At 69.3% G+C, this 7,738-nt stretch carries 6 protein-coding genes; all 6 read right to left on the bottom strand.

The genetic code is table 11. The features are described 5' to 3' along the window. Window positions 1-3,525, bottom strand: a 3,525-nt coding sequence (uca, locus tag ACFTZB_RS40175; protein ID WP_378440690.1) for an urea carboxylase, incomplete at its 3' end; no start/stop codon positions are given. Between the two features lie 70 nt (window positions 3,526-3,595). Next, on the bottom strand, window positions 3,596-5,035 hold the full coding sequence (locus ACFTZB_RS40170; protein WP_378440688.1) for a short-chain fatty acid transporter: 1,440 nt from the start codon (window positions 5,033-5,035) through the stop codon (window positions 3,596-3,598). A 43-nt stretch (window positions 5,036-5,078) separates the two neighbouring features. Beyond that, a complete protein-coding gene (locus tag ACFTZB_RS40165; protein WP_378440686.1) occupies window positions 5,079-5,612 on the bottom strand; it encodes a carboxymuconolactone decarboxylase family protein in 534 nt (177 codons plus the stop codon). After that, entirely contained in the window at window positions 5,609-6,475 is an 867-nt protein-coding gene (locus ACFTZB_RS40160) for an SDR family NAD(P)-dependent oxidoreductase (RefSeq protein WP_378440684.1), read from the bottom strand. The genes ACFTZB_RS40165 and ACFTZB_RS40160 overlap by 4 nt, the downstream gene beginning before the upstream one ends. A 99-nt stretch (window positions 6,476-6,574) precedes the next feature. Beyond that, window positions 6,575-7,273, bottom strand: a complete 699-nt coding sequence (locus tag ACFTZB_RS40155; protein ID WP_378440682.1) for a GntR family transcriptional regulator — start codon at window positions 7,271-7,273, stop codon at window positions 6,575-6,577. Then, on the bottom strand, window positions 7,273-7,738 hold a 466-nt coding region (locus ACFTZB_RS40150; RefSeq protein ID WP_378440679.1), incomplete at its 5' end, for an ATP-binding cassette domain-containing protein. The genes ACFTZB_RS40155 and ACFTZB_RS40150, both read right to left, overlap by 1 nt.

The raw sequence follows: 7,738 nt of genomic DNA, 5'->3' as shown, positions 1-7,738 counted from the left end.
GGGCACCACGGCGTTCTGGCCCGCTTCGACGCGCTGCCCGGCCTCGACCTCGACGCGCCACACGCTGCCGACCATCGGCGCCTCGACGACGACGGCGCCCGGCGGGAGGTCGCCGCGCGCGGCCGGCTCGGGTGCGGGGGCCTGTTCGACACGGTCGAATTCGCCCGACGCACGCCACGCCGACTTCTCGGTCTCGAACGCCGCGGACTGCCGGGCGTCGAACTCGGCGATGGATTCGGCGTTGTCCTGCAGGAACTTCAGATGGTCGGCGAACGCGAACGTGCCGTCGGAGATCTCTGCGTCGAACCGACCGGCCACCGCCTGCGCGCGGTACTCGAGCAACTGCTCCGGGGTGACGGGTTCCCACACGATGCGGTCGAAGAACCGGAACATCCAGGGTTTGCCCTCGTCGAACGGGCGGTGCTGCCGGTAACCCGACCAGATCGGGACGGTGCGCCCGATCAGCTGGTAGCCGCCCGGCGACTCCATGCCGTAGACGCAGAGGTACTTGCCGCCGATGCCGACGGCGTCGGACGGGGTCCACGTGCGGGCCGGGTTGTACTTGGTGGTGACCAGGCGGTGCCGCGGATCGAGGGGCACGGCCAGCGGCGCACCGAGGTAGACGTCGCCGAGCCCCAGCACCAGGTATTCGGCGTCGAACACGGCGTCCCGGACGTCGTCGACGCTGTCCAATCCGTTGATCCGCCGGATGAATTCGGTATTCGACGGCAGCCACGGCGCCTCGTCGCGGACCCCGCTCCGGTAGCGGTCGATCGCCTCCGCGATGGACGGGTCGTCGAACGACAACGGCAACCGGACCGTGCGACTCGGCACCACCAGATCGTGCGTCGCCGGCAGCAGTTCCTCGATGTCCTGGAGGATGTCCAGCAGCCTCCCGGCCGGGAGGCGGTCGGCGTCGAAGTGCAGGTGCAGCGACCGGACACCCGGCGTGATGTCGATGACACCGGGGACGCGGCGCCGGACCAGCGCCTCCGACAGTGCGTGGACGCGCATGCGGAGTCCGAGATCCAGTTCCCGGTCTCCGTATTCGACGAGGAGGTTGTCGTCGCCGGCGCGCAGGTACGCGACCTCCGGTCGGTCCAGTATCGGCGCGATGCGGTGCAGCACCCCGCCGTCGCTGTCCTCCGACCGGGTCACCGCGGGCGGAACATCGAGTCTGCGAGACGAATCCGAAGAGCGCAGCGCGTCCGCGCCGTCGTCGGAGACCGCGACGAACCGCACGCTGTCTCCGGGGCGGATCTGCCCGAGCTTCCACCGGTGGGCCTTGGCAACGGTGAGCGGGCACGCGAAACCGCCGAGGCTCGGCCCGTCGGGTCCGAGCAGAATCGGAGTGTCGCCCGAGACGTTGAGGGCTCCGACGCTGTACGGGTTGTCGTGCAGGTTCGACGGGTGCAGTCCGGCGTCGCCGCCGTCGGTCCTCGACCACACCGGTTTGGGGCCGTCGAGCCGGAGTCCGGTCCGGTTCGCGTGGGTCTGGACCTTCCAGGTGGTGTCGTAGAACTGCGCCATGTCCGAATCGGTGAAGTAGGCGGGCGCCGGCTGCGGTCCCTCGGTGACGGCGAGATGCCACACGTGCGTGAACTCCGGGCGCGAGTCCTCCGGGACGGGATGCGGCGCGCCGAGACCCGTCGTGTTCTCGAACAGCGAGTCGTCGAACAGGCCCAGCACGTCGCCCGTGGCGACGGCCTTGCCCGTGACGCCGCCGAACCCGCCGAGCGTGAACGTGGCCGCGCTGCCGTGATAGCGCGGGGCGTCGATCCCGCCCCGGAACGCGACATACGTGCGCAGACCCGTGTCCGCCGGAGTGCCGACGTCGAGTACGGACCCCGCAGGCGCTTCCACCGGGTGCCACAGCGGGACCGGCTCGCCGTCGAGGGTCACCGGGGCATCGGCGCCGCCCACGCAGATCACTGTGGCGTCCGAGAACACCAGGCGCGGACCCTGCAGGGTGCATTCGAGTCCCGGTGCACCGGCTGGATTGCCGACCGCCGTGTTGACCAGCTGGAACGACAGGTCGTCCATCGGCCCGGACGGGGGAATTCCGACCTCCCACAGCCCGATTCGTCCCGGATAGTCCTGCACGGTGGTCATCGTTCCCGCGCGGAGGACGTCGATGCGGCGGCCGGTGGGCCGCAGATCGGCCAGCGACTGCGTGGTGTGCTCGGCGTCCAGGACGGTGTCGGCGACGCAGATCCGCCGGAGCTGGGGCAGGTTGGTCTGGATCCCGTAGATGTGGGTGTCGGCGAGCGCCTCCGCGAGGGCGGCGAACGCCGCCGCGCGCCGGTGCCCCCGGGTGATCACCTTCGCCAGCATCGGGTCGTAGAAGGCGCTCACCTCGGTGCCCGTGTCGACCCACGTCTCCACCCGCGTGTGAGCCGGGAACTCCACACCCGTGAGGCGTCCGGCGCTGGGGCGGTAGTCGTGGCCGGGGTCCTCGGCGTAGATGCGGGCCTCGACGGCGGTTCCCCTGATCTCGGGTCCGGAGTCGGGCAGCCCGTCCAGCATGGAATCGTCGCCGCGGGCGAGCCTCAGCATCCACTCGACGAGATCCACACCGGTGACCTCCTCGGTCACCGGGTGCTCGACCTGCAATCGGGTGTTCATCTCGAGGAACGACGCCTCGCCGCGGTCCACGTCGTAGACGAACTCGACGGTTCCGGCCGACCGGTAGTTCACCGAGGACGCGAGAGAGCGGGACGCGGACAGCAGTTGCTCCACCACCTCGTCGGAGAGTCCGGGCGCCGGCGCCTCCTCGACCACCTTCTGGTTGCGGCGCTGCAGCGAGCAGTCGCGGGTGCCGAGGCTGAGCGTGCGGCCCCGGCCGTCGCCGAACACCTGCACCTCGATGTGCCGGGCGCGGGCCACGAAGCGTTCCAGGAACACCCCCGACGAGGAGAAGTTGGCCTGGGCGAGGCGCTGGACACGGTCGTAGGCTTCGCGGAGTTCCGCGGCGCCGAAGCACGCCTGCATCCCGATGCCGCCACCGCCGCCGACCGCCTTGATCATCACCGGATAGCCGATGTCGGAGGCCGCGGACAGCGCGGCGTCGACGGAGTCGAGGAGCCCGCTGCCCGCGACGAGCGGGACGCCGACGGCGCGGGCGGCCTCGCGTGCGGTGTGCTTGTTCCCGAACGTGCGCAACTGTTCGGGGGTGGGACCGACGAACGCGATGCCCGCGGATTCCGCGGCCGCGGCGAAACTGTCGTTCTCCGACAGGAACCCGTACCCGGGGTGAATCGCGCCTGCGCCCGTGGCGAGTGCGGCCTCCACGACGGCGTCGGCCCGAAGATACGACTCGTGGGCGGGGGCCGGGCCCAGCCGGACGGCGACGTCGGCCATCTCGACGTGCGCGGCGGCGGAATCGGCGTCGGAATACACCGCGACCGTCTTCAGTCCGAGGAGATGCGCGGTTCGCATGATGCGGCAGGCGATTTCGCCCCGGTTCGCGACGAGCAGGGTGTCGAAGGAGTACTCGATCGGCGGCGTATTCATCCCTGTGGACATGGTTGTATACGCTAAGGATGAGGTGTTTCACCGAGATTTCTCGAAGTAAAGCGTGGGTTAGTAACACCTCTCACGGTGTCGAGGGCTGCACCGGGGGGACGAAGTCGAACGTGGTGCCGAGCAGCCACACCAGCAGCAGGACCACGGGCAGGTGGAACATGAACTGCAGGAACGTGAATCCCACCAGATCACGCGCCCTGAGCCCCAGCACCGCGAGCAGCGGCAGCATGAAGAACGGGTTGATCAGGTTCGGCAGCGCCTCGGCGACGTTGTACACCTGGACCGTCCAGCCCAGGTTCATCCCGACGTCGGTGGCCGACTGCATGACGTACGGCGCCTCGACCAGCCATTTTCCGCCGCCGGACGGCACGAACAGGCCCAGCACGACGGTGTAGAGGGCGATGACGACGGTGAACGCTCCACCGCTACCGATGTTCGTGAAGAACTCGGCCAGGTGCTCCGAGATGGTGAGACCGTGTCTGCCCTCGGCCTCGGTGAGGATCGCGGCCATCGCGGCATACAGCGGAAACTGGACCAGGATGCCCGCCGTGGCCGGGACGGCCAGAGCGACGGCCTGCAGGAATTTACGCGGCGTTCCGTGCAGCACCAGCCCCAGAATGAGGAAGACCAGCAGGTACGCGTTCAGGCTACTGACGACGGTGAGCAGGGGTGTGGTCACGAGTTGGGAGATGAGCCAACCCAGCGTCATGAGCCCGGCCAGCGCCGGCAGGATCCAGCTGTACTCGAGCCACTCGCCCGGTCGTGATCGGGGTGGCACCTCCTTCGGCCGGTCGTCGAGGTCGACCTCGAGGTCCTGGGCGGTGGTGACGGCGGCGCCCCTCGGCGCCGAGAAGTGGGCGATCACCACGGTCAGGGCGATGATGATCACGCACATCAGCAGCGACTGCCACGTGAAGATCGTGGTCCCGAAGTCGAGAACGCCGGTGATCTGCAGCAGCGCCGGCGGCAGGGAGGCGGCGGTGGCCTGGAGTTGGGCGGCGGAGGACGACATGCCGAGCGCCCACACCGCGCCCAGACCCATGAAGGCCGCCGCGCCCAGGGCGCGGTAGTCCACCCGCAGGTCCGTTCGGCGCGCGATCGCCCGGGCCAGCAGCCCGCCGAACACCAGGCTGAGCCCCCAGTTCAGGAACGAGACCGACATGGACAGGAACGCCACGAAACTGACTGCGCTGCGTGCAGTCCCGGGCACCGTCGCCAGCCGGTCGATCAGCCGGGCCACCGGCGGGGACGTCGCGACGACATACCCGGTCAGCACCACCATCGCCATCTGCAGGGTGAACGCGGTCAGATCCCAGAACCCGTCGCCGAACGCGTCCACCACTTCCTGCGGAGACGAACCGTTGGCCAGCGCGGCCACCGCGACGACGAACACGCCGACGAGGGCGAAGACGTAGGCGTCCGGAAACCACTTCTCCGTCCACCCGGCCAGCGACTGCGCAACCCGCGCCAAACCCTTCTCGGAACGGACGTCTTCGGTGGCGGAGGTCATGCAGCCGTTCCTCTTCTCTGCGGTCTCTGCGCGATGCGGGAGCCTACGAGTAGTCGCGTTCGATCCGCAGCGTCCCGATGGTGGTGGCCAGGGCGTCGTACTGCGTCACCAGGAAACAGAACTCGATCAGCCGCCGATCGTCGAAGTACGCCCCGAGCGCCGACCACGTGACGTCGTCCAGGTTGTCGGTGGTGACGAGTTGGTCGACGGCGGTGAGAATGGCGCGGCGGCGCGCGTCCCAGCCGTCCGCGTCCGGACCTTCCAGCACCTGTTCGAGCAGCGCCGGGGTGACGCCGGCCCGGCGTCCGAGGCGCACGTGGTGGTCCATCTCGTAGCCGCACTTCCGCAGGTGCGCCACCCGCAGGATGATCAGTTCGGTCTCGTGGCGGGAGATCTTCCCGCCCGGCATCAGCTTGCCGGAGTAGTGCAGCCACGCACGGAACAGGCCCCCCGTGCGGCCCACGGTGCTGAACAGATGCGCGTCCGGGACGCCGGCGACGCGGGAGATGACGCGCCACAGCACCCAGTTGACGGGGCCGAGTTCCTTCAGACGTCCCGGTGGAATGCGTGCGGTCACGCCGCCCCCTCTCCTTCTACTCGCCCCCTGGCAGGAACGGTTGCGTGCGTGCGTAGTTCGATCGACCGGGTCATCTCGGTAGCCCGAGATGCGAGTCCCCGAAGTGGGAGGGCCCGAAGTGCGAGCATACGCACCGAATCCGTCCCGGGTACCCGGGACGGCGCGGAAATCCGGGTCTTCCGTCCCGCGATTCCCCGTTCGAGCGCGTCGACCGCCACCGTGATCGAGGAGGTCCGGGCGAGTGCGCTGCCGCGGGGCGCGGGGACCGCGGCGCCGTCGAAGCAGATCAGCGTGCGATCCGTGTCGATCTCGCCGAGCCGGGCGATGCCGACCCGGGTTCCGAGCGACTTCATCTCCTCCCGCAGCGCCTCGCCGAGTTCCTCGGCGCCGCCTCTCGTTGCGCTGTGAACGCCACGCAGCGGGTCGAATGCCGTCGACGATGCCACGACCAGCGCGTACCCGTTGCGATGCCCGATGTACGGCCCCGCGGCCCGCAGCGTGTGGTACGTCCCCAGCACGTTGACCTCGATGGCGTAGCGCATCATTTCCGGATCACCCGCGACGATGTGCGCAGGGGGTGTCACGCCCGCGTTCGCGACGACCACGTCGAGGCCGCCGAGCCGGTCGGTGAGGTAATCGAACGAGTCCTCGACGGCACGCCGGTCGCGGATGTCGCATCGGCGCCACGGCGCCCGGCCGCAGGTGGTGGCGGTCTGTTCGAGGAGTTCGGGTTCGAGGCCGAGCAGCCCGACGCGGGCGCCCCGCTCGTGAAGTCGCCTGGCGAGTCCGGCGCCGATTCCCCGGGCCGAGCCGGTGATCAGGACGCGGCGTCCGACCAGATTCTCTTCGAGAGTGCGTGACATGGAGCGAGTTCCCAACCTGTGTTACCGAGCGGTAGCAAGACGCTAGCACCCGCTCGGTGCATTGGTGGGAAAAATGTCCCACCTAGTTGGACAACTGTCTCAATCACGGATCGCCCAGGCCATCCGCGCAAGGGAAAGTGCCTGCTCCGCGCGCTCGATCACCACCTCCCGCGACTCGCTGATGTGCGCGAGCAGCGTGTCGTATGCGGTGTCCAGCTTGCCGTCGAGTGCGAACTCGGCGACCGCGATGTGCTCGTCGACGGTCGCGCTCATGCGGTCGGGGGTCAGGTAGTCGAACATCCGGACCGGCCGAACCTTCGCGTTCACGCTGACGAGCGCATCGGACAGCGCCCGGTTTCCGGCCGACCGCAGCAGCACCGTGTGGAACTGCTCGTCGAGCGCCACGAATCCGGCATCCGGCTCGGGGTTCTCCTTCCGCAGCGCGTACCACCGCTCGAGTTCCGGCCCTAGGACGTCCGGGTCGTGCGACAGCGACTCGTCGGCCCGCACCCGGGCGATGCCCTGAAGCTCGAGGGTGATGCGCAGTTCGTACAGCCCGGCCAGTTCGTCGATGCGAGGGCGGTACGGAAACAGCCCGCCGACATCGCGCTGGACCAGTCCGTCGGCGAGGAGCCGGGCGAGCGCCTCCCGCACCGGTGTCCGCGACACCCCGTAGGTGTCGGCGAGACGTTCCTCGCCGAGCCGCTGTCCCGGCGGGATCCGCCCGCTCATCAGGTCGGTGCGCAGCGACAGGTAGACGTGATCGCTGAGGGAGCCGTCCGGCGCTCGGCGTGCCATCAGATGGCCATCGCCGCGCGGACGTCGGAGACCGCGGTCCGGACGTCGGAATCGGGTGCGGCTCCGCCGGCGCCGGACGACGTGACTCGCCCGGACTCGAGCACGTAGTAGCGCTCGGCGGATTCGAGCGCGAACCCGATGTGCTGTTCCACCAACAGGACTCCGAGGCCGCCTCGGCGGGTGAGTTCCATGATCGTGCGTTCGATCTCCGTCACGACGGACGGCTGGATTCCCTCCGTCGGTTCGTCGAGGATCAGCATCTTCGGTTCCGTGATCAGCGCCCGCGCGATGGCGAGTTGCTGACGCTGGCCGCCGGAGAGGAGACCGGCGCGCCGGTCCAGCAGGCCGCGCAGCGCCGGGAACAGGTCCAGCGCCTCGCCGACGAGTTCCTTGCCGCGCTTGCGGCCGTCTGCCACCACCTGCAGGTTCTCCGCGGTCGTCAGCTGACCGAACGACTGCTGGCCC

It is taken from the genome of Rhodococcus sp. NPDC057014, from assembly GCF_042673295.1.
Taxonomy (GTDB): Bacteria; Actinomycetota; Actinomycetes; order Mycobacteriales; family Mycobacteriaceae; genus Rhodococcus_F.
The sequence above is the reverse complement of the archived record's forward strand: the minus strand, read 5'-3'. Positions and strand labels throughout refer to the sequence as shown.

What these genes read in the sequence shown, in the direction of transcription:
- ACFTZB_RS40160 (WP_378440684.1), bottom strand. Translation starts at nt 6,475, where the DNA reads ATGTCACGCACTCTCGAAGAGAATCTGGTCGGACGCCGCGTCCTGATC.
- ACFTZB_RS40155 (WP_378440682.1), bottom strand. Translation starts at nt 7,273, where the DNA reads ATGGCACGCCGAGCGCCGGACGGCTCCCTCAGCGATCACGTCTACCTG.
- ACFTZB_RS40170 (WP_378440688.1), bottom strand. Translation starts at nt 5,035, where the DNA reads ATGACCTCCGCCACCGAAGACGTCCGTTCCGAGAAGGGTTTGGCGCGG.